Source organism: Pseudactinotalea terrae (assembly GCF_009733845.1).
GTDB lineage: Bacteria > Actinomycetota > Actinomycetes > Actinomycetales > Beutenbergiaceae > Pseudactinotalea > Pseudactinotalea terrae.
In genome coordinates this window covers 105,280-123,484 of sequence record NZ_WNXZ01000003.1, presented here as the reverse complement: position 1 = coordinate 123,484, position 18,205 = coordinate 105,280, and the positions used below count along the sequence as shown (strand labels likewise).

Below are 18,205 nucleotides of genomic sequence, written 5' to 3'. Positions count from 1 at the left end.
GACCGGCTACTGGCCCTTGGCTGCGTAGCGCGCCTCGACGGCACCCTTGGCCTCGCGCCACCAGCTCGTGTAGTCCCGGTACCACGCGATCGTCTGGGCCAGGCCAGCCTCGAAGTCGCGGTACCGGGGCTCCCACCCGAGCTCGCCGCGCAGCCGGCTCGAGTCGATCGCGTACCGCAGGTCGTGCCCCGCACGATCGGTGACGAGGTCGTAGGCGTCGGTCGGCTGATCCATGAGCCGCAGCACCGTCTCGATGACCTCGCGGTTGTTCCGCTCGCCATCGGCGCCGATCAGGTAGGTCTCGCCTGCAACGCCCGCATCGATGATCCGCCAGACGGCGAGGTTGTGATCGTCCACGTGGATCCAGTCGCGCACGTTCTCCCCCGTGCCGTACAGCTTGGGCCGGATGCCGCTGAGCACATTCGTGATCTGACGCGGGATGAACTTCTCGATGTGCTGGTACGGACCGTAGTTGTTCGAGCAGTTGGAGATCGTCGCCCGCACGCCGAACGAGCGAACCCAGGCACGCACCAGCAGGTCGGAACCCGCCTTGGTGGCGGAGTACGGGCTCGAGGGGTTGTACGGCGTGCTCTCGGTGAAGCGCTGCGGATCGTCGAGCTCGAGATCGCCGTAGACCTCGTCTGTGGAGATGTGATGCAACGCGATCCCACGCCGGCGGACCGCCTCGAGCAGCTCGTAGGTCGCCACAAGATTGCTGTGCACGAACGGGCTCGGGTCATCGAGCGAGTTGTCGTTGTGCGTCTCTGCCGCGAAGTGCACGACCTGGTCGATCCCGTCGAGTGCCGCGGTGAGTACCGCGGCGTCGGCGACATCGCCCGCGACCACCTCGACCCGGTCGGCGACGTCCGCGAGCGAGTCACGCGATGCCGCGTAGGTGAACGCGTCGAGCACCCGCACCGCGACCTCAGGGCGTTCCTGAAGCGTCAACCGCACGAAGTTGCTCCCGATGAAACCGGCACCGCCGGTCACGAGCAGTCTCATGCGCCCTCCAGTCTGCCGTTGCGCACCTGGGACGAACGCTAGCCGTTCTGGCAGCGCATCGGCACCCCAGCACAGGGAGGCGGGCACGCAGGTCCCAGGGCCGATCGTGCACCGGCGCCCCCGGTGGCCGCGCCTGTCGATGCGGCAGGAGACACGTGCGCGGCAGGTGCGGCACAATCCGGGGATGACCACCATCTCCGTCGCCGGCCTCGGCTATGTCGGCCTGTCCATCTCGATGCTCCTGGCGCAGCACAACACGGTGCGGGGACTGGACCTCGACACCGGCCGCATCGCGCTGCTCCGGCAAGGACAGAGCCCGATCGTCGATGACGACATCACGCGGTTCCTGGCGCAGGAGAAGCTGGACCTGACCTTCACCACCGACGCGGCCCAGGCCCACGAGGGTGCCGAGTTCGTCATCATCGCCACCCCCACGAACTACGACCCGGTCTCGAACTACTTCGACACCACCTCGGTCGAGACCGTGATCCGCGAGGTCACCCAGCTCAACCCCAGCGCCACCATGATCGTGAAGTCGACCGTTCCGGTCGGGTTCATCGATGACGTCCGCGAGCGCCTGGGAACCCAGAACGTCATCTTCTCCCCCGAGTTCCTGCGCGAGGGCCAGGCCCTGCACGACAACCTGCACCCCTCTCGCATCGTGGTGGGAGAGGACTCGGCGCGGGCGCGAGCCTTCGCCGACCTGCTCCTCGAGGGCGCCCAGGCCGACGGCGTCCCGGTGCTGTTCACCGACCCCACCGAGGCCGAAGCCATCAAGCTCTTCGCCAACACCTACCTCGCGATGCGGGTGGCCTACTTCAACGAGCTCGACTCCTTCGCGATGGCCCGCGGCCTCGACACCCGCTCGATCATCGACGGCGTGGGACTGGACCCGCGCATCGGCACCCACTACAACAACCCCAGCTTCGGCTACGGCGGCTACTGCCTGCCCAAGGACACCAAGCAGCTGCTCGCCAACTACACCGACGTGCCGCAGACCCTCATCAGCGCCATCGTGGACGCCAACAGCACCCGCAAGGACGTCGTCGCCTTCGACATCCTCGCCCACCAGCCCAGGGTCGTGGGCGTGCACCGGCTCATCATGAAGGCCGGCTCGGACAACTTCCGCGAGTCCTCCGTGCAAGGCATCATGAAGCGCATCAAGGCCAAGGGCATCCCCGTGATCCTCTACGAGCCCGAGCTCGGTGACGACGAGTTCTTCGGCTCCCCCGTGATCCGTGACCTCGAGCAGTTCAAGGCCAGCGCCGATCTCATCGTCGCCAACCGCATGGTCGACGAGCTACGCGACGTCGCCGAGAAGATCTACACCCGCGACCTCTTCGGTTCCGACTGACCTTCGCTGCGAGAGCGGCGATCTCGACGACGGCGCGCCCCTTCAGGGCGCGAGCACGGCACTCGCCGCGGCATCCCACCGTTCACGCCAGTCGCCGATCGGTTCGATGCCGGCCTCGTGCCAGCGGCGGTGGCCCAGCACCGACCACGCGGGTCGCCGTGCGGGCCTCGGGAAGGCGTCGCTCGTCGTCGGCTCCACGCGTGCCCGCCCGCCCGACGCCGCCACCACGCGCTCGGCGAGGTCGCGCCACGACGCCGTGCCGCTCGAGGTGGCGTGGTAGACCCCGAACGGCGCACCAGCCTCGAGGAGGGCGCAGATCTGCGTCGCGACGTCGACGGTCCAGGTCGGCTGACCCACCTGGTCGACGACGACCTGGATCTCGTCGCGATCCGCGGCGAGCCGGGCGATCGTCTTGGGGAAGCAGCCACCCGCGGCTCCGTAGAGCCACGCTGTACGGATCAGCCAGTGGTTCGGGTTGCCTGCCCGGACCGCCCACTCCCCCGCTGCTTTGGTCCGGCCGTAGGCGGAACGCGGCGCGAGAGCGGCGTCCTCGTCGTAGGGCTCGTCGGCGTCGCCGTCGAAGACGTAGTCGGTCGAGACGTGCACCAGAGCCGCGCCGTACGCGTGCGTCGTCAGCGCCAGCAGGTGCGGTACGACCGCATTGAGCCAGAAGGCGTCAGGCTCCTGCGTCTCGGCGTCGTCGACAGCGGTCCAGGCCGCGCAGTTGACGACGACGTCGGCAGCCGCCGCCATCTCGTCGAGCTGTGCGCGATCGCCGATGTCGAACGTCGGCCGCGACATCGCCTGCACGTCATGGCCACGGGCGCGCAAGGCCAGCACCGCGTCCGTGCCGAGCATCCCGCCCGCACCGGTGACCGCGACTCGCATCCTCAGACCACCCGGTGTGCGCGCCGGCTCAGCTCAGCGCATCGAGAAGGCGAGCGCTCACGTCGTCGACCGTGCCCAGCCCGTCGACGCGTACGAGGATGCCTCGGCTCTCGTAGAGGTCGACGAGCGCCGCTGTCTGCTCGGCGTAGACCTCGAGACGCCGGCGGATCACCGACTCGGTGTCGTCGGAGCGCCCCTGCTCCGCCGCGCGGCCGAGGAGCCGCTTCACGAGCTCGTCGACGTCGGCCGTCAGCTCGACGACCACGTCGAGAGAGACCCCAGCGGCATCCAGCATGCGGTCGAGCTCGCCGACCTGCGCCTCGGTGCGGGGGTACCCGTCGAGGAGGAAGCCGGTAGCGGCGTCCTCGGCCGAGAGCCGATCGGCGACCATCGCGTTGGTCACCTCGTCCGGCACGTACTCACCGGCGTCCATGTAGCGCTGCGCCTGCTGGCCCAGCTCCGTGCGCTCGGCCACGTTCGCGCGAAAGATGTCGCCGGTCGAGATCGCGGGGACACCCAGGTGCTCGGCCAGGCGCACCGCCTGGGTGCCCTTGCCGGCCCCAGGAGGGCCCATCAGCACGACCCTGGCCACTGTGCCGTTGCCCGCCGTCGTCATCGCAAGAACCCTTCGTAGTGCCGCTGCTGCAGCTGGCTGTCGATCTGCTTGACGGTCTCCAGCCCGACGCTCACCACGATCAGCACCGAGGCACCACCGAAGGCCATCACCTGGTTCACCCCCATGAACTTGAACGCGATCGAGGGGATCATCGCCACGAAGGCCAGGTACAGCGCACCGGCGGCGGTGATCCGTGAGATCACGAACTGGAGGTACTCCGCCGTCGGGCGGCCGGCCCGGATACCGGGGATGAAGCCGCCGTACCGCTTCATGTTGTCCGCGACCTCGTCCGGGTTGAACGTGATCGACGTGTAGAAGTACGCGAAGAAGATGATCAGCACGCCGTAGGCGGCCAGATAGACCGTGGCGCCCGGGTCGAGGAGGTTGACCGCGATCCACTGGACCCAGCCCGCCGTCTGGTCCTGTGAGAACTGCGCGGCCAGCGCCGGCAGCGCCAGCAGCGATGACGCGAAGATCACCGGGATCACACCCGACATGTTGATCTTGATCGGGATGTAGGTGGAGCTGCCGCCGTAGGTCCGACGCCCGACCATGCGCTTGGCGTACTGCACCGGGATGCGGCGCTGCGACTGCTCCACGAACACGACCAGCACGATCACCACGGCCGAGATCAGCGTGAACAGGACGACCTTGCCGAACCCGTTGTTCGAGGTGGCGATCTGCTGCACGCCGCCCGGGAAGCTCGCCGCGATGGCGGTGAAGATCAGCAGCGACATGCCGTTGCCCACGCCTCGCTCGGTGATGAGCTCACCCAGCCACATGATCAGGCCGGTGCCGGCGGTCATCGTGATGATCATGATCAGCAGCGTGATCACCGACTGATCCGGGATCACCTGCGTCGCCACCGCACAGTCGGGGAACAGCTGCCCGCTCCGCGCGACCGTGATGATCGTGGTCGCCTGCAGGATCGCGAGCCCGATCGTCAGGTAGCGCGTGTACTGCGTGAGGACCGCCGTGCCGGACTGGCCCTCCTTGTGCAGCGCCTCGAAACGGGGAATGACCACCCGGAGGAGCTGCACGATGATGCTCGCCGTGATGTACGGCATGATCCCCAGGGCGAACACGCTCAGCTGGAGCAGCGAGCCACCGGAGAAGAGGTTGACGAGGCTGAGCACGTCCTGCGTGGCGCCGGTGCCGATCGGGTCGACGCACTGCTGCACGTTCCCGTAGTCGATACCGGGGGTCGGGATGAACGATCCCGCGCGGAAGATGGCCATGATCGCCAGCGTGAACAACAGCTTGCGGCGCAGGTCCGGGGTGCGGAACGCGCGAATGAATGCGCCGAGCAATGATCCTCCTGCGGCAGGGTCCCGATACCGAGACCTGGCTGAGTGGCGTTGGGGTCGGCCCTGACCCTAACCCGAGAACGGCGAGGCGGCCCCATACGAGGCCGCCCCGCCGTCGGGCTCAGATCTGGGAAGCGGTCCCGCCAGCGGCAGCGATCTTCTCGCTCGCCGATGCCGAGTAGGCGTCCACGGTCACGTCGAGCTTGACGCTCAGGTCACCGGTGCCGAGAACCTTGACCTTGTGGCCAGCGCGCACCGCACCCTTGGACACGAGGTCCTCGACGGTGACGGTGCCGCCATCGGGGTACAGCTCGCTCAGCTTGTCCAGGTTCACGACCTGGTAGCTGACCCGGAACGCGTTCTTGAAGCCGCGCAGCTTGGGCAGCCGCATGTGGAGGGGGGTCTGGCCACCCTCGAAGCGTGCCGGCACCTGGTAGCGCGCCTTCGTTCCCTTGGTACCGCGACCTGCGGTCTTGCCGCCCTTGCCGCCCTCACCGCGACCCACGCGGGTCTTGGGGGTGTGGGCGCCGGGGGCCGGACGCAGGTGGTGCACCTTCAGCGAGGTCGCACCCTTGGTGCTCTCCTCTGACTTCTTGGTAGCCATGTCAGTCCTCGACTTCCTCGACGGCGACGAGGTGCGCCACCGTGTTGACCATCCCACGAAGCTCGGGACGGTCCTCGATCACGACAGTCTGACCGACGCGCTTGAGACCGAGCGAGCGAAGCGTGGCGCGCTGGTTCTGCTTGCCGCCGATCTGCGACTTCGTCTGGGTCACCTTGAGCTGTGTCATGACGCCGCAGCCTCCTTCTCAGCCGCCTTGGCAGCCCGACCCTCGGCCTGTGCGCGGAGCAGCGCCGCCGGAGCGACATCCTCCAGCGGGAGGCCACGGCGGGCCGCGACCGACTCCGGGCGCTCCAGGTTGCGCAGCGCCTGGGCGGTGGCGTGGACGATGTTGATCGCGTTCGTCGAGCCGAGCGACTTGCTCAGCACGTCGTGGATGCCGGCGCAGTCCAGCACGGCGCGCACCGGGCCACCGGCGATAACGCCGGTACCGGGGCTGGCCGGGCGCAGGAAGACCACGCCGGCCGCAGCCTCACCGAGGACCGGGTGCGGGATCGTGTTCTGGATCCGCGGCACCTTGAAGAAGTTCTTCTTGGCCTCCTCGACACCCTTGGCGATCGCCGCGGGCACCTCCTTGGCCTTGCCGTAGCCGACGCCGACGGTGCCGTCGCCATCACCCACGACGACCAGCGCCGTGAAGCTGAAGCGCCGACCGCCCTTGACGACCTTGGACACGCGGTTGATCGTCACGACACGCTCGACGAAGTTGCTCGCCTGGGCGTCGTCGCGACGACGGTCCCCGCCCCGACCGCCGCGGCGGTCGTTGCGGTCGCCGGAGCGCTCGTTACGGTCGCCGCCGCCGGCGGTGCCGGTGTTCGGGCCGCCAGTGCGGCCGCCACGCTGCGGAGCAGCCATCATGCGTTCCTTTGCTCGTTGACGTTCTTCGAGATGCTCACAGGGCGAGGCCCTTCTCGCGAGCACCATCGGCAACCGCGGCCACGCGACCGTGGTAGGCGTTGCCGCCCCGGTCGAACACGGCGGCGGTGATGCCCGCGGCGGTGGCGCGCTCAGCGACCAGCTCACCGACCAGGCGTGCCTTGTCGGTCTTCACACCCTCGGCCGCGCGGACGTCGACCTCGAGGGTGGACGCCGACGCCAGGGTCGTGCCCGTGGTGTCGTCGACCAGCTGCGCGACCATGTGGCGTGCGCTGCGGTTGACGACCAGACGCGGCCGCTGCGGGGTGCCGTGGATCCGCTTGCGCAGCCGGAGGTGCCGGCGCGCACGCGCGGTGCGCTTGCCTCCGCCAGTGCGGACGCCCTTGATACCAGCCATGGCTACTTACCAGCCTTTCCGACCTTGCGGCGGACCTGCTCGCCCGCGTACCGCACACCCTTGCCCTTGTAGGGCTCGGGCTTGCGGATCTTCCTGATGTTCGCGGCGACCTCACCGACCTGCTGCTTGTCGATGCCGGAGACGGTGAACTTGGTGGGACCCTCGACTGCGAACGAGATGCCCTCGGGGGCGTCGACGACGACCGGGTGCGAGAACCCGAGAGCGAACTCCAGGGAGTTGCCCTTCGAGATGACGCGGTAACCGGTGCCGACGATCTCGAGCTTCTTCTCGTAACCAGCGGTCACACCCGTGACCAGGTTCGCGAGGAGGGTGCGGGTGAGGCCGTGCAGCGAGCGCGACTCACGCTCGTCGTTGGGGCGGGTCACCACGAGGGCGCCGTCGTCGCCGAAGTCCACCGTGATGGGGGTGGGGATGCTGTGGGAAAGGGTGCCCTTGGGCCCCTTGACCGTCACCTGGGCGCCGTCGATGGTGACGTCGACGCCAGAAGGCACGGTGACCGGAATCTTGCCGATGCGGGACATGTCGGTACCTCCCTCACCAGACGTAGGCGAGGACTTCCCCACCCACGCCCTTCTTGGCCGCCTGCTTGTCGGTGAGCAGACCTGAGGACGTGGACAGGATCGCCACGCCGAGGCCGCCGAGCACCTTGGGCAGGTTGGTGGACTTTGCGTACACGCGCAGACCGGGCTTGGACACACGACGCACACCAGCGAGCGAGCGCTCACGGTTCGGCCCGAACTTGAGGTCCAGGGTCAGCGTCTTGCCCACCTCGGCGTCAGCGACGCTCCAGGAGGCGATGTAGCCCTCCGCCTGGAGAATCTCCGCGATGTGCGACTTCAGCTTGGAGAACGGCATGGAGACCGTCTCGTGGTACGCCGAGTTTGCGTTGCGCAGACGCGTCAACATGTCGGCGATGGGGTCTGTCATTGTCATCGGGCCTCAGCCCTTCCTCGTCGGGGTTTCCACTCGGCACCGCTTCGCGGCGTCCTTCGTGGACCTACGACGTTCGATTTACCAGCTGCTCTTGGTCACGCCCGGGAGCTGGCCCGCCAGGGCCATCTCCCGCAGGCACACTCGGCACAGGCCGAACTTGCGGTACACGGAGTGCGGACGTCCGCACCGGTTGCACCGGGTGTAGGCGCGCACCGCGAACTTGGGCTTGCGGTTCGCCTTCTGGATCAGCGCAGTCTTCGCCATGTCAGTCCTCCTTGAAGGGGAAGCCGAGACGGCGGAGCAGCGAACGGCCCTCGTCGTCGGTGGTGGCCGTGGTCACGACGGTGATGTCCATGCCGCGAACCCGGTCGATCTTGTCCTGGTCGATCTCGTGGAACATCGACTGCTCCGTCAGACCGAAGGTGTAGTTGCCGTTGCCGTCGAACTGCTTGCTCGACAGCCCGCGGAAGTCACGGATGCGGGGCAGCGCGAAGCTGAGCAGCCGGTCCAGGAACTCCCACATGCGGTCGCCGCGCAGCGTGACGTGCGTGCCGATCGGCTGACCCTCGCGCAGCTTGAACTGAGCGATGGACTTGCGCGCCTTGGTGACGACGGGCTTCTGACCCGTGATCAGCGTGAGGTCACGGACCGCACCCTCGATCAGCTTCGAGTCGCGAGCCGCGTCCCCGACACCCATGTTGACGACGACCTTGACGAGGCCGGCGACCTGGTGCGGGTTCGCGTGACCGAACTCCTCCTTGAGGGCAGGAGCGATGTCCGCGCGGTAGACCGACTTCAGGCGCGGCGCGGTCTTCGGCGCGCGCTCGGTCTCGTTGATCTCTGTGGTGGTCATCAGATGTCCTTACCGGAGCGTCGCGCCACACGGACCCGCTGGGTCTTGGTGCGGCCGTCGCGCTCGACCTGCTCGTTGCGGTAGCCGACCCGCGTGCCACGCTTGGTCTCGGGGTCGACGAGCATCACGTTGCTGACGTGGATCGGGGCCTCGACGGTCTCGATGCCACCGCTACGGGTGCCGCGCTGGCTCTGCGACACCTTGGTGTGACGCTTCACGCGCTGCACGCCCTCGACAACGACGCGCCCAGATTCCTGGACCTCGAGCACGCGGCCCTGCTGGCCCTTGTCGCGGCCGGTGATGACGACGACGAGGTCGCCCTTCTTGATCTTCGCCATGGCTCAGAGCACCTCCGGTGCCAGGGAGACGATGCGCATGAACCGCTTGTCGCGCAGCTCGCGGCCCACCGGGCCGAAGATGCGCGTGCCGCGCGGCTCGCCGTCAGCCTTGAGGATGACGGCTGCGTTCTCGTCGAACTTGATGTAGGACCCGTCCGGACGACGGCGCTCCTTGGTGGTGCGCACGATGACCGCCTTGACGACATCGCCCTTCTTGACGTTGCCGCCCGGGATCGCATCCTTGACGGTGGCGACGATCGTGTCGCCGATGCCGGCGTAACGACGACCGGAACCGCCGAGCACACGGATGCAAAGGATCTCCTTGGCACCCGTGTTGTCGGCGACCTTCAGTCGCGACTCCTGCTGAATCACTGGATTCTCCTTGTCATGCCGGTTCTCGTATCCCTACGAGCCTGGCCGAACAGATCTGGTCTTGGTCTGGCTGCCTACCGCCGGAGGCCCGCCGAACCGTCGAGCGAAGCGAGCTTGGTTCGACGGAACATCGGGCAGTGCGGCGCAGCCGTTCGATGCCTCTGGGCCGAAGGCCGGATTACTTGGCCTTCTCGAGGATCTCCACGATGCGCCACCGCTTGGTCGCGGACAGCGGGCGGGTCTCCTGGATCAGCACGAGGTCACCGACGCCGGCCGCGTTGGCCTCGTCGTGCGCCTTGACGCGGGAGCTGCGGCGAAGGACCTTGCCGTAGAGCGCGTGCTTGACACGCTCCTCGACCTCGACCACGACGGTCTTGTCCATCTTGTCGCTGACGACGTAGCCGCGGCGCGACTTGCGGTACGGACGGGCGGCGGTCTCGACGGCCGCACCCTCCGTGCTCTCTGCAGTGTTTGCCATGTTGTCCTCGCTCACTTCGCGTCCACGGACGGCTCGGTGCGGATGCCGAGCTCACGCTCGCGCAGGATCGTGTAGATGCGCGCGATGTCGCGACGCACGGTCTTGAGCCGGCCGTGGTCCTCCAGCTGCCCGGTGGCAGAGGAGAAACGCAGGTTGAACAGCTCGTTCTTGGCCTTCTTGAGCTCCGCCACGAGCAGCTCCGACGTCATACCGTCAAGCTCCGAGACAGCCAGCTCCGCAGAACCGATCGCCATCTTCACTCACCACCTTCGCGGCTCACGAACCGCGTCTTCATCGGGAGCTTGTGCTGCGCGCGGCGCATGGCCTCACGAGCAAGCTCTTCATCGACACCGGCGAGCTCGAACATCACTCGGCCGGGCTTGACGTTGGCGACCCACCACTCGGGTGAACCCTTACCGGAACCCATGCGGGTCTCGGCAGGCTTCTTCGTGAGCGGACGGTCGGGGAAGATGTTGATCCACACCTTGCCGCCACGCTTGATGTGGCGGGTCATGGCGATACGAGCGGCCTCGATCTGACGGTTCGTGACGTACGCGGGCTCGAGCGCCTGGATGCCGTAGTCGCCGAAGGAGATCGTGGTGCCGCCGGAAGCCTGGCCGGTGCGCTTGGGGTGATGCTGCTTGCGGTGCTTGGTCCGCCGGGGAATCAGCAAGGCTCAGGCCTCCTTCTCTGACGTCGGAGCGGCAGCTGCCGGAGCGGAAGCCGAAGCATCCTCAGCCGGGGCAGACTGCTGCGCGGGGGCGTCGTCGCGACGGCCGCCACGGCCACCGCGCTCGCCACGGTCGTTGCGGCGCTGCCGCGGGGCTGCGCTCGCCTGCTGCTGGGCGTACTCCCGCTCGGTGAGGTCGCCCTTGTAGATCCAGACCTTCACGCCGATGCGGCCGAAGGTGGTACGGGCCTCGAAGAAGCCGAAGTCGATCATCGCGCGGAGCGTGTGCAGCGGCACCCGACCCTCGCGGTAGAACTCCGAGCGGCTCATCTCGGCGCCGCCGAGGCGACCGGAGACCTGGACCTTGATGCCCTTGGCACCGGCGCGCTGGGCGGACTGCATCCCCTTGCGCATCGCGCGGCGGAAGGAGACACGCGAGGCGAGCTGCTCCGCGATGCCCTGCGCCACCAGCTGAGCGTCCGTCTCGGGGTTCTTCACCTCGAGGATGTTGAGCTGCACCTGCTTGCCGGTGAGCTTCTCGAGCTCGCCACGCAGGCGGTCCGCCTCGGCGCCGCGGCGGCCGATGACGATGCCCGGACGCGCGGTGTGGAGGTCGATGCGGACGCGGTCACGCGTGCGCTCGATCTCGACCTTGGCGATGCCTGCACGCTCGAGGCCGGTGGCCATGAGCTTGCGGATCTGCACGTCCTCGTTCACGTAGTCGCGGTAACGCTGGCCGGCCTTGGTGCTGTCGGCGAACCACCGCGTGCGGTGGTCGGTCGTGATGCCGAGGCGGTAGCCGTGCGGGTTGACCTTCTGACCCATATTCTCAGCGACCCCCTTCAGAGATCTGGGACTGATCCGCCACGATCACCGTGATGTGGCTCGTTCGCTTCAAGATCCGGCTCGCGCGACCCTGCGCACGAGGACGGAACCGCTTGAGGGACGGGCCCTCGTCGACGAACGCCTCGGCGATGACGAGGTCACCCTCGTCGAACCGCTCAGAGGCCTGGTCCGCCTTCACGCGTGCATTCGCGATCGCACTCTCAACGAGCTTGCGGACCGGCTCAGCGGCCGACTGCGGTGCGAAGCGGAGCTGCGTGATCACGTCGGACGCGCCCTTGCCACGAATCGTGTCAACGACACGCCGTGCCTTCTGGGGCGTCACACGCACGAACCGCGCCTGCGCCTTGGCTTCCATCGTGTGTCCTTACTTGTCTGTTCGACGTCTACGTATCGGTCGGTACACCGCCGCGATCAGCGGCGGCGCGCCTTCCGGTCGTCCTTCTCGTGCCCGCGGAAGGTGCGGGTGGGGGCGAACTCGCCCAGCTTGTGGCCCACCATCGACTCGGTGACGAACACCGGGACGTGCTTGCGGCCGTCGTGCACCGCAAAGGTGTGGCCCAGGAAGTCGGGCGTGATGACCGACCGGCGCGACCAGGTCTTGATGACGGTCTTGGTGCCCTTGTCGTTCTGAACGTCCACCTTCTTCTGGAGGTGGTCGTCGACGAAGGGACCCTTCTTCAGGCTGCGAGGCATGTCTGGGGTGCTCCTTAGCGCTTCTTGCCGGTACGGCGACGGCGCACGATCAGCTTGTCGCTCGGCTTGTTCGGACGGCGGGTGCGGCCCTCGGCCTGGCCCCAGGGGCTGACCGGGTGGCGACCACCGGAGGTCTTGCCCTCACCACCACCGTGCGGGTGGTCGACAGGGTTCATGGCGACACCGCGGACGGTCGGGCGCTTGCCCTTCCACCGCATGCGGCCGGCCTTGCCCCAGTTGATGTTGCTCTGCTCGGCGTTGCCGACCTCGCCGATGGTGGCGCGGCAGCGAGCGTCCACGTTGCGGATCTCGCCCGAGGGCATCCGCAGCTGGGCGTAGGGGCCGTCCTTGGCGACGAGCTGGACCGATGCCCCGGCCGAGCGGGCGATCTTCGCGCCGCCACCGGGCTTGAGCTCGATGGCGTGGATGACCGTACCGGTCGGGATGTTGCGCAGCGGCAGGTTGTTGCCGGGCTTGATGTCGGCGCCTGCGCCGGCCTCGACACGGTCCCCCTGCTTGAGGCGGTTCGGCGCGATGATGTAGCGCTTCGTGCCGTCGGCGTAGTGCAGCAGCGCGATGCGCGCGGTGCGGTTGGGGTCGTACTCGATGTGAGCGACGGTCGCGGGGACGCCGTCCTTGTCGTGACGACGGAAGTCGATGACGCGGTAGGCGCGCTTGTGGCCACCACCGATGTGACGGGTGGTGATGCGGCCCGTGCTGTTGCGGCCACCGGACTTGGTGAGCGGTCGGACGAGCGACTTCTCCGGCGTCGACCGGGTGATCTCGACGAAGTCGGCGACGGAGCTGCCACGGCGGCCCGGCGTCGTCGGCTTGTACTTACGGATGCCCATTGATCTGTTCCTCTACCTTTCGGCCCGGCTCAGCCGGCTCCGCCGAAGATGTCGATGGTGCCCTCACGCAGCGTCACGATGGCGCGCTTGGTGTCCTTGCGACGGCCGAGGCCGAAGCGGGTACGACGGGCCTTGCCCTTGCGGTTGATCGTGTTGACCGACGCAACCTTGACGCCCGAGAAGATCTTCTCGATCGCGAGCTTGATCTCGGTCTTGTTCGCGCTGGGGTCGACCAGGAAGGTGTACTTGCCCTCGTCGAGAAGGTTGTAGCTCTTCTCGGAGACGACCGGCGCGACGATGACGTCGTGCGGGTGCTTCGTGCTGATGTCGCTCACTTGGCGTCCTCCACGGTGCTGTCGTCGGCGTCCTCGACGATCTCGGCCGAGCTGGCGGCCGCGGTCACGCTGCGACCGGTGGCCGGGCCCGCGACGAACGTCTCGAGCGCGTCGGCGGTGAACACGACGTCGTCGGAGACGAGCACGTCGTAGGTGTTCAGCTGGTCCGGGTGCAGCAGGTGCACGCTCGGCACGTTGCGCAGGCTCTTCCAGGTGGTGTCGTCACCACGGGAGAGCACCACGAGAACGTGGCGCGAGGATGCGATGCCCGCGAGCGTGGCCAACGCCTCGGCCGTCGAGGGCGCATCGCCCGAGACGAAGCCGGTGACGACGTGGACCTTGTCGGCGCGCGCGCGGTCGGAGAGAGCGCCACGGAGAGCGGCAGCCTTCATCTTCTTGGGGGTCCGCTGGCTGTAGTCGCGCGGGACGGGCCCGTGCACGACGCCACCGCCGGCGAACTGCGGCGCACGGGTCGAACCCTGACGGGCGCGGCCGGTGCCCTTCTGGCGGTACGGCTTCTTGCCACCACCGCGGACCTCGCCGCGGCTCTTGGCCTTGTGCGTGCCCTGGCGCGCTGCTGCGAGCTGGGCCACGACGACCTGGTGGATCAGCGGGACGTTCGCCTGAACGTCGAAGATGTCGGCGGGGAGGTCGGTGGAGCCCGACTTCTTGCCCTTGGCGTCGAGGATGTCGACGGCGGTCATCGCTGGGCCCCCTTAGCGGCGGTCTTGACCACGACGATGCCGCCCTTGGGGCCCGGCACCGGGCCGACGATGAGAAGGAGGCCCTTCTCGGCGTCGACGCTGTGGATCGTGAGGTTCTGGGTGGTCTGGCGGTCATGCCCCATGCGACCAGCCATGCGCAGTCCCTTGAAGACGCGCGACGGCGTCGAGGCGCCACCGATCGACCCGGGCTTGCGGTGGTTGCGGTGCGCACCGTGCGAGGCGCCCACGCCGGAGAAGCCGTGACGCTTCATGACACCGGCGGTGCCCTTGCCCTTGGTGGTGCCGACGACGTCCACGACGTCGTCCGCGCCGAAGAGCTCCACCGTCAGCTCCTGGCCGACGCTGTACTCAGCGGCGTCCGAGGTACGCACCTCAGCGAGGTGGCGACGGGGGGTCACGCCGGCGGCGTCGAACCGAGCCCGCAGCGGCTGCGTGAGCTTGCGCGGGTCGATCTGGCCGTAACCGAGCTGGACCGAGGAGTAACCATCGGTCTCGGGGGACTTGACCTGGGTGACGACGTTGTTGCCAACCTCGATCACGGTGACGGGGCGGAGCTTGCCGGCCTCGTCCCACACCTGGGTCATTCCGAGCTTGGTGCCCAGCAGCGCCTTGACGGCGCGCTCGGGCGTAGTAGTTGCAGTCATGAGCCGAACCTCAGAGCTTGATCTCGATGTTGACGTCGGCAGGCAGGTCGAGCCGCATGAGCGAGTCGACAGCCTTCGGCGTCGGGTCGATGATGTCGATCAGCCGCTTGTGGGTCCGCATCTCGAAGTGATCGCGGCTGTCCTTGTACTTGTGCGGCGAACGAATGACGCAGAACACGTTCTTCTCCGTCGGCAGCGGCACCGGGCCCACGACCGTTGCACCAGCGCGAGTCACCGTGTCGACGATCTTGCGCGCCGAGCTGTCGATGACCTCGTGGTCGTAGGACTTGAGCCGGATGCGGATCTTCTGTCCCGCCATGGCGTCGTATGTGTCTTTCTCTTCGTACCGCTCCGACCGACCCCCGCGCTCGGGCGTGTCGCGCTTGTGGTCATACATCTGCGCGGCACATCCGTGCCTCTCGCCCTGTGCTCACGCACCTGCGAGGGTGGTCGGGATGGACTGTGGTGGTCCGCTGCCTGGCTCCGGCTCCCAGCCTGACTGGTCAACCGTGCCAGTCGGTCGGACCGGCGGTTGCTCTCTCTCCAGGGCGGCTCCTGTGTGGCCCGCTTCCGAGCCGCACGAAACCCCACCTCTGGACGAGGCAACCGGACTAGTTTGCCACACGGATCCGTGGAACCCAAGTCGAGTCTCGACACTCCCCTGTGAACCCGCCCACCCTGCCGAGTGCGCACCTCGACGGCGAGTGCGCACCGTGCACCGTGCGCTCTCACCGTCGATGTGCGCAGTCAGGCCGGCGAGGCGGACACCCAGGTCGGAGATGCGCGGGGTTCGGCACGGCTGTCCACAGGGGCAGCCAGATGCGCCTGTGTCCACAGCACCCCTGGCGTGGCGGTGCGCCATGCCATCGGGTCCGCGACCCTCGAGCCATGACCGACCTCAGACCGCCACGGATTCTCACCGTACGGGAGTACGGCTATGACCAGCTGCGTGGGCTGCAGCGGGTGGGCGAGGCCGAGCGGATCCGTCGAGGTTCCTACCGCGAGCCCACCACCCAGACCGACCCGCGGAAGGTCCGTCACGAGGCGCTGCTCGCTCGCTGCGCGGCCGTGGCGCAACGGCTGACCACACGCTTCGCGTTCAGCCACCGCACCGGCGCCGCGCTGCATCGCTGGCCGGTGCGGTTCGATCCGGGCGTCGTGGAGATCAGTCAGGTGGTGAATCCGAACGGTCGCCGCAGCTCGGACGTCGTCCGCCACTACCGGCCCACCCTCACCGACGACGACATCGTCCTGGTACACGGGCTCCCCGTGCTCGCGCCGAAGCTGAACGCGATCAGCTGCGCGCAGCTCCTTCCACCCCGCCAGGGTCTTGCCGCGGTGGACAGGGCGCTTCAACAGCTTGCCGATGTCGACAAGCACGATCGCGCCGCCTCGTTGTCGCGCGAGGCAGTCGTGCGCGCTGAGCTGCTGTCCCTCCTTGCTGCGTCGGGGGTACGCCGCAACGTCGTACGCGCTCGTGAGGTGCTGCGACTCGCCACCGGCCTCTCCGGATCACCGCAGGAGTCGGAGCTGCGATGGCTGGCGCTGGCGATCGGGCTACCCGAACCGATATGCGAGTGGGAGCAGTGGATCGACGGGAACCAGTACTTCAGCGACCTTGCCTGGCTGGCGACCGCACCGGACTGGCCGAGGCGTGCGATCACGCTCGAGTACGACGGCGAGGGCAAGTACGGCCCCACCCCGGAGTCGATCCTTCGTGCTGTCGCTGAGGAGAAGTGGCGCGAGGACACGATCGAGTCAGCCGACGTCGCCGTCCATCGCGTCACCAAGATCGCCTCCACAACACCGCCCAGGCCGCGGCCTGGCTGCTGTCGAAGTTCCCGGCATCGACCCGCGACACCCTGACACCGCGGCCGGCGCTCAGGGACCCACTCAGCCGCCACCCTGCGCCGCGCCGCTGAGCGCGCACATCCACGGCGAGTGCGCACCCCCCGCAGTACGCACTCACCGCCACGGTGCGCACTCACCGCCACAGGCGGGCAATGGCGAAGAGCCCGCCGACAGCTGACGCTGTCGACGGGCCCTTTGCCGGTGCCGGGTCAGACCCGGCGGGAGATCACTTGAGGATCTTGGTCACACGACCGGAGCCGACGGTGCGGCCACCCTCACGGATGGCGAAGCCGAGGCCCTCCTCCATGGCGATCGGCTGGATCAGCTCGACCGACATCTCGGTGTTGTCACCAGGCATGACCATCTCGGTGCCCTCGGGCAGCGTGATGACGCCGGTGACGTCGGTGGTGCGGAAGTAGAACTGCGGGCGGTAGTTCGAGTAGAACGGGTTGTGACGCCCACCCTCGTCCTTGGCCAGGATGTAGACCTGGGCCTCGAAGTCGGTGTGCGGGGTGATCGAACCCGGCTTCACGACGACCTGGCCGCGCTCGACCTCCTCACGCTTGGTGCCGCGCAGGAGCAGACCGACGTTCTCGCCGGCCTCGGCGTAGTCGAGCAGCTTGCGGAACATCTCAACACCGGTGACGGTGGTCTTGATGGCGGTCGGCTTGATACCGACGATCTCGACCTCCTCGTTGACGTTGAGGTGACCACGCTCGACACGACCGGTGACGACGGTGCCACGACCGGTGATCGTGAAGACGTCCTCGATGGGCATGAGGAACGGCTTGTCGATGTCGCGCACCGGGTCCGGCACGTTCTCGTCGACGGCCTCCATGAGGTCCTCGACCGACTTGACCCACTCCGGGTCGCCCTCGAGAGCCTTGAGGCCCGAGACGCGCACGACCGGAACGTTGTCGCCGTCGAACTCCTGGCTGGTGAGGAGCTCGCGCACCTCGACCTCGACGAGCTCGAGGATGTCCTCGTCGTCGACCATGTCCGACTTGTTCAGCGCGACCAGCAGGTAGGGCACACCGACCTGACGGGCGAGCAGCACGTGCTCACGGGTCTGCGCCATCGGGCCGTCAGTGGCGGCGACCACGAGGATCGCGCCGTCCATCTGAGCCGCACCGGTGATCATGTTCTTGATGTAGTCGGCGTGACCAGGGGCATCGACGTGCGCGTAGTGGCGCTTCTCGGTCTGGTACTCGACGTGCGAGACGTTGATCGTGATACCGCGCTGACGCTCCTCGGGAGCGTTGTCGACCTGGTCGAACGGGGTGAACGTGTTCAGGTCGGGGTACTTGTCAGCGAGCACCTTGGTGATCGCCGCCGTCAGCGTGGTCTTGCCGTGATCGACGTGACCGATGGTGCCGATGTTGACGTGCGGCTTGGTCCGCTCGAACTTGGCCTTCGCCACTGTGGTTCCTCCTGGAACTCGGGTAGGTGTGTCGTCCGTCTTCCGGCGGGCTTGCCGGAGTCAGGGCCTTGTGAATCCTACGACTTGGTTATCTGTTCTGGTTGCGTCGAAGA

The 18,205-nt window shown here is 67.7% G+C and carries 28 protein-coding genes; 2 read left to right on the top strand and 26 right to left on the bottom strand.

Annotated features, from left to right (window positions below):
• Positions 1-6: 6 nt before the first annotated feature.
• A complete protein-coding gene (rfbB, locus tag GPA03_RS11405; RefSeq protein WP_156252145.1) occupies positions 7-1,002 on the bottom strand; it encodes a dTDP-glucose 4,6-dehydratase in 996 nt (331 codons plus the stop codon).
• Between the two features lie 184 nt (positions 1,003-1,186).
• On the opposite strand from rfbB, the gene GPA03_RS11400 reads away from it, so the two are divergent.
• Positions 1,187-2,356 carry a nucleotide sugar dehydrogenase gene (locus tag GPA03_RS11400; RefSeq protein WP_156252144.1) on the top strand — a complete coding sequence of 390 codons (1,170 nt, stop codon included), beginning with the start codon at positions 1,187-1,189 and terminating at the stop codon, positions 2,354-2,356.
• Between the two features lie 42 nt (positions 2,357-2,398).
• Here the strand turns inward: GPA03_RS11400 and rfbD are convergent, their stop codons facing one another.
• The 24 genes from rfbD to rpsJ all read right to left on the bottom strand — a co-directional run bounded on the left by rfbD (position 2,399) and on the right by rpsJ (position 15,140).
• Positions 2,399-3,244 carry a dTDP-4-dehydrorhamnose reductase gene (gene rfbD / locus GPA03_RS11395; protein ID WP_156252143.1) on the bottom strand — a complete coding sequence of 282 codons (846 nt, stop codon included), beginning with the start codon at positions 3,242-3,244 and terminating at the stop codon, positions 2,399-2,401.
• A 28-nt stretch (positions 3,245-3,272) separates the two neighbouring features.
• Positions 3,273-3,860, bottom strand: coding sequence for an adenylate kinase (locus tag GPA03_RS11390; RefSeq protein WP_156252142.1), 588 nt, complete (start codon positions 3,858-3,860; stop codon positions 3,273-3,275).
• Complete coding sequence (gene secY / locus GPA03_RS11385) at positions 3,857-5,170, bottom strand: preprotein translocase subunit SecY (RefSeq protein ID WP_156252141.1); 1,314 nt, start codon at positions 5,168-5,170, stop codon at positions 3,857-3,859. Before secY ends, GPA03_RS11390 begins: the two co-directional genes overlap by 4 nt.
• Before the next feature lie 118 nt (positions 5,171-5,288).
• Positions 5,289-5,771 (bottom strand): 50S ribosomal protein L15, encoded by a 483-nt coding sequence (gene rplO / locus GPA03_RS11380; RefSeq protein ID WP_156252140.1) that lies wholly within the window; start codon positions 5,769-5,771, stop codon positions 5,289-5,291.
• 1 nt (position 5,772) lies between these two features.
• Positions 5,773-5,958, bottom strand: a complete 186-nt coding sequence (gene rpmD, locus GPA03_RS11375) for a 50S ribosomal protein L30 (RefSeq protein ID WP_156252139.1) — start codon at positions 5,956-5,958, stop codon at positions 5,773-5,775.
• Positions 5,955-6,644, bottom strand: a complete 690-nt coding sequence (gene rpsE, locus GPA03_RS11370; protein ID WP_156252138.1) for a 30S ribosomal protein S5 — start codon at positions 6,642-6,644, stop codon at positions 5,955-5,957. Before rpsE ends, rpmD begins: the two co-directional genes overlap by 4 nt.
• Before the next feature lie 37 nt (positions 6,645-6,681).
• Positions 6,682-7,062, bottom strand: coding sequence for a 50S ribosomal protein L18 (gene rplR / locus GPA03_RS11365; protein WP_156252137.1), 381 nt, complete (start codon positions 7,060-7,062; stop codon positions 6,682-6,684).
• A 2-nt stretch (positions 7,063-7,064) separates the two neighbouring features.
• The gene (gene rplF, locus GPA03_RS11360) at positions 7,065-7,604 is read right to left on the bottom strand and encodes a 50S ribosomal protein L6 (RefSeq protein WP_156252136.1); all 540 of its coding nucleotides are present in this window, start codon (positions 7,602-7,604) and stop codon (positions 7,065-7,067) included.
• Between the two features lie 13 nt (positions 7,605-7,617).
• Positions 7,618-8,016: a 30S ribosomal protein S8 gene (rpsH, locus tag GPA03_RS11355; RefSeq protein WP_156252135.1), complete on the bottom strand. Its 399-nt coding sequence runs from the start codon at positions 8,014-8,016 to the stop codon at positions 7,618-7,620.
• A 78-nt stretch (positions 8,017-8,094) separates the two neighbouring features.
• Positions 8,095-8,280 (bottom strand): type Z 30S ribosomal protein S14, encoded by a 186-nt coding sequence (locus GPA03_RS11350; protein WP_156252134.1) that lies wholly within the window; start codon positions 8,278-8,280, stop codon positions 8,095-8,097.
• 1 nt (position 8,281) lies between these two features.
• Positions 8,282-8,869, bottom strand: a complete 588-nt coding sequence (gene rplE / locus GPA03_RS11345; protein ID WP_156252133.1) for a 50S ribosomal protein L5 — start codon at positions 8,867-8,869, stop codon at positions 8,282-8,284.
• The gene (gene rplX, locus GPA03_RS11340; protein ID WP_156252132.1) at positions 8,869-9,207 is read right to left on the bottom strand and encodes a 50S ribosomal protein L24; all 339 of its coding nucleotides are present in this window, start codon (positions 9,205-9,207) and stop codon (positions 8,869-8,871) included. The genes rplE and rplX overlap by 1 nt, the downstream gene beginning before the upstream one ends.
• 3 nt (positions 9,208-9,210) lie before the next feature.
• Positions 9,211-9,579, bottom strand: coding sequence for a 50S ribosomal protein L14 (gene rplN, locus GPA03_RS11335; protein WP_156252131.1), 369 nt, complete (start codon positions 9,577-9,579; stop codon positions 9,211-9,213).
• Positions 9,580-9,757: 178 nt separating this feature from the next.
• Complete coding sequence (rpsQ, locus tag GPA03_RS11330) at positions 9,758-10,057, bottom strand: 30S ribosomal protein S17 (protein WP_156252130.1); 300 nt, start codon at positions 10,055-10,057, stop codon at positions 9,758-9,760.
• An 11-nt stretch (positions 10,058-10,068) separates the two neighbouring features.
• Positions 10,069-10,311 carry a 50S ribosomal protein L29 gene (rpmC, locus tag GPA03_RS11325; protein WP_156252129.1) on the bottom strand — a complete coding sequence of 81 codons (243 nt, stop codon included), beginning with the start codon at positions 10,309-10,311 and terminating at the stop codon, positions 10,069-10,071.
• 2 nt (positions 10,312-10,313) lie between these two features.
• Positions 10,314-10,730 carry a 50S ribosomal protein L16 gene (rplP, locus tag GPA03_RS11320; RefSeq protein ID WP_156252128.1) on the bottom strand — a complete coding sequence of 139 codons (417 nt, stop codon included), beginning with the start codon at positions 10,728-10,730 and terminating at the stop codon, positions 10,314-10,316.
• A gap of 3 nt (positions 10,731-10,733) precedes the next feature.
• Positions 10,734-11,552 (bottom strand): 30S ribosomal protein S3, encoded by an 819-nt coding sequence (gene rpsC / locus GPA03_RS11315; RefSeq protein ID WP_156252127.1) that lies wholly within the window; start codon positions 11,550-11,552, stop codon positions 10,734-10,736.
• Between the two features lie 4 nt (positions 11,553-11,556).
• Positions 11,557-11,928 (bottom strand): 50S ribosomal protein L22, encoded by a 372-nt coding sequence (gene rplV, locus GPA03_RS11310; RefSeq protein WP_156252126.1) that lies wholly within the window; start codon positions 11,926-11,928, stop codon positions 11,557-11,559.
• A 56-nt stretch (positions 11,929-11,984) separates the two neighbouring features.
• The gene (gene rpsS / locus GPA03_RS11305) at positions 11,985-12,266 is read right to left on the bottom strand and encodes a 30S ribosomal protein S19 (protein ID WP_156252125.1); all 282 of its coding nucleotides are present in this window, start codon (positions 12,264-12,266) and stop codon (positions 11,985-11,987) included.
• A gap of 14 nt (positions 12,267-12,280) precedes the next feature.
• Positions 12,281-13,117 (bottom strand): 50S ribosomal protein L2, encoded by an 837-nt coding sequence (gene rplB / locus GPA03_RS11300; protein ID WP_156252124.1) that lies wholly within the window; start codon positions 13,115-13,117, stop codon positions 12,281-12,283.
• Positions 13,118-13,146: 29 nt separating this feature from the next.
• Positions 13,147-13,443 carry a 50S ribosomal protein L23 gene (gene rplW / locus GPA03_RS11295; RefSeq protein ID WP_156252590.1) on the bottom strand — a complete coding sequence of 99 codons (297 nt, stop codon included), beginning with the start codon at positions 13,441-13,443 and terminating at the stop codon, positions 13,147-13,149.
• 5 nt (positions 13,444-13,448) lie between these two features.
• Positions 13,449-14,156, bottom strand: a complete 708-nt coding sequence (gene rplD / locus GPA03_RS11290) for a 50S ribosomal protein L4 (protein ID WP_156252123.1) — start codon at positions 14,154-14,156, stop codon at positions 13,449-13,451.
• On the bottom strand, positions 14,153-14,821 hold the full coding sequence (gene rplC, locus GPA03_RS11285; RefSeq protein WP_156252122.1) for a 50S ribosomal protein L3: 669 nt from the start codon (positions 14,819-14,821) through the stop codon (positions 14,153-14,155). The genes rplD and rplC overlap by 4 nt, the downstream gene beginning before the upstream one ends.
• Before the next feature lie 10 nt (positions 14,822-14,831).
• A complete protein-coding gene (gene rpsJ, locus GPA03_RS11280; protein ID WP_015883628.1) occupies positions 14,832-15,140 on the bottom strand; it encodes a 30S ribosomal protein S10 in 309 nt (102 codons plus the stop codon).
• Between the two features lie 569 nt (positions 15,141-15,709).
• Here rpsJ and GPA03_RS11275 point away from each other — a divergent pair.
• Positions 15,710-16,687, top strand: a complete 978-nt coding sequence (locus tag GPA03_RS11275) for a hypothetical protein (RefSeq protein ID WP_156252121.1) — start codon at positions 15,710-15,712, stop codon at positions 16,685-16,687.
• A gap of 211 nt (positions 16,688-16,898) precedes the next feature.
• Here the strand turns inward: GPA03_RS11275 and tuf are convergent, their stop codons facing one another.
• On the bottom strand, positions 16,899-18,092 hold the full coding sequence (gene tuf / locus GPA03_RS11270) for an elongation factor Tu (RefSeq protein WP_156252120.1): 1,194 nt from the start codon (positions 18,090-18,092) through the stop codon (positions 16,899-16,901).
• Positions 18,093-18,205: the final 113 nt, after the last annotated feature.

What these genes read in the sequence shown, in the direction of transcription:
- rfbB (WP_156252145.1), bottom strand. Translation starts at nt 1,002, where the DNA reads ATGAGACTGCTCGTGACCGGCGGTGCCGGTTTCATCGGGAGCAACTTC.
- GPA03_RS11400 (WP_156252144.1), top strand. Translation starts at nt 1,187, where the DNA reads ATGACCACCATCTCCGTCGCCGGCCTCGGCTATGTCGGCCTGTCCATC.
- rfbD (WP_156252143.1), bottom strand. Translation starts at nt 3,244, where the DNA reads ATGCGAGTCGCGGTCACCGGTGCGGGCGGGATGCTCGGCACGGACGCG.
- GPA03_RS11390 (WP_156252142.1), bottom strand. Translation starts at nt 3,860, where the DNA reads ATGACGACGGCGGGCAACGGCACAGTGGCCAGGGTCGTGCTGATGGGC.
- rplO (WP_156252140.1), bottom strand. Translation starts at nt 5,771, where the DNA reads ATGGCTACCAAGAAGTCAGAGGAGAGCACCAAGGGTGCGACCTCGCTG.
- rpmD (WP_156252139.1), bottom strand. Translation starts at nt 5,958, where the DNA reads ATGACACAGCTCAAGGTGACCCAGACGAAGTCGCAGATCGGCGGCAAG.
- rpsE (WP_156252138.1), bottom strand. Translation starts at nt 6,644, where the DNA reads ATGGCTGCTCCGCAGCGTGGCGGCCGCACTGGCGGCCCGAACACCGGC.
- rplR (WP_156252137.1), bottom strand. Translation starts at nt 7,062, where the DNA reads ATGGCTGGTATCAAGGGCGTCCGCACTGGCGGAGGCAAGCGCACCGCG.
- rplF (WP_156252136.1), bottom strand. Translation starts at nt 7,604, where the DNA reads ATGTCCCGCATCGGCAAGATTCCGGTCACCGTGCCTTCTGGCGTCGAC.
- rpsH (WP_156252135.1), bottom strand. Translation starts at nt 8,016, where the DNA reads ATGACAATGACAGACCCCATCGCCGACATGTTGACGCGTCTGCGCAAC.
- GPA03_RS11350 (WP_156252134.1), bottom strand. Translation starts at nt 8,280, where the DNA reads ATGGCGAAGACTGCGCTGATCCAGAAGGCGAACCGCAAGCCCAAGTTC.
- rplE (WP_156252133.1), bottom strand. Translation starts at nt 8,869, where the DNA reads ATGACCACCACAGAGATCAACGAGACCGAGCGCGCGCCGAAGACCGCG.
- rplX (WP_156252132.1), bottom strand. Translation starts at nt 9,207, where the DNA reads ATGGCGAAGATCAAGAAGGGCGACCTCGTCGTCGTCATCACCGGCCGC.
- rpsQ (WP_156252130.1), bottom strand. Translation starts at nt 10,057, where the DNA reads ATGGCAAACACTGCAGAGAGCACGGAGGGTGCGGCCGTCGAGACCGCC.
- rpmC (WP_156252129.1), bottom strand. Translation starts at nt 10,311, where the DNA reads ATGGCGATCGGTTCTGCGGAGCTGGCTGTCTCGGAGCTTGACGGTATG.
- rpsC (WP_156252127.1), bottom strand. Translation starts at nt 11,552, where the DNA reads ATGGGTCAGAAGGTCAACCCGCACGGCTACCGCCTCGGCATCACGACC.
- rplV (WP_156252126.1), bottom strand. Translation starts at nt 11,928, where the DNA reads ATGGAAGCCAAGGCGCAGGCGCGGTTCGTGCGTGTGACGCCCCAGAAG.
- rpsS (WP_156252125.1), bottom strand. Translation starts at nt 12,266, where the DNA reads ATGCCTCGCAGCCTGAAGAAGGGTCCCTTCGTCGACGACCACCTCCAG.
- rplB (WP_156252124.1), bottom strand. Translation starts at nt 13,117, where the DNA reads ATGGGCATCCGTAAGTACAAGCCGACGACGCCGGGCCGCCGTGGCAGC.
- rplD (WP_156252123.1), bottom strand. Translation starts at nt 14,156, where the DNA reads ATGACCGCCGTCGACATCCTCGACGCCAAGGGCAAGAAGTCGGGCTCC.
- rplC (WP_156252122.1), bottom strand. Translation starts at nt 14,821, where the DNA reads ATGACTGCAACTACTACGCCCGAGCGCGCCGTCAAGGCGCTGCTGGGC.
- rpsJ (WP_015883628.1), bottom strand. Translation starts at nt 15,140, where the DNA reads ATGGCGGGACAGAAGATCCGCATCCGGCTCAAGTCCTACGACCACGAG.
- GPA03_RS11275 (WP_156252121.1), top strand. Translation starts at nt 15,710, where the DNA reads ATGACCGACCTCAGACCGCCACGGATTCTCACCGTACGGGAGTACGGC.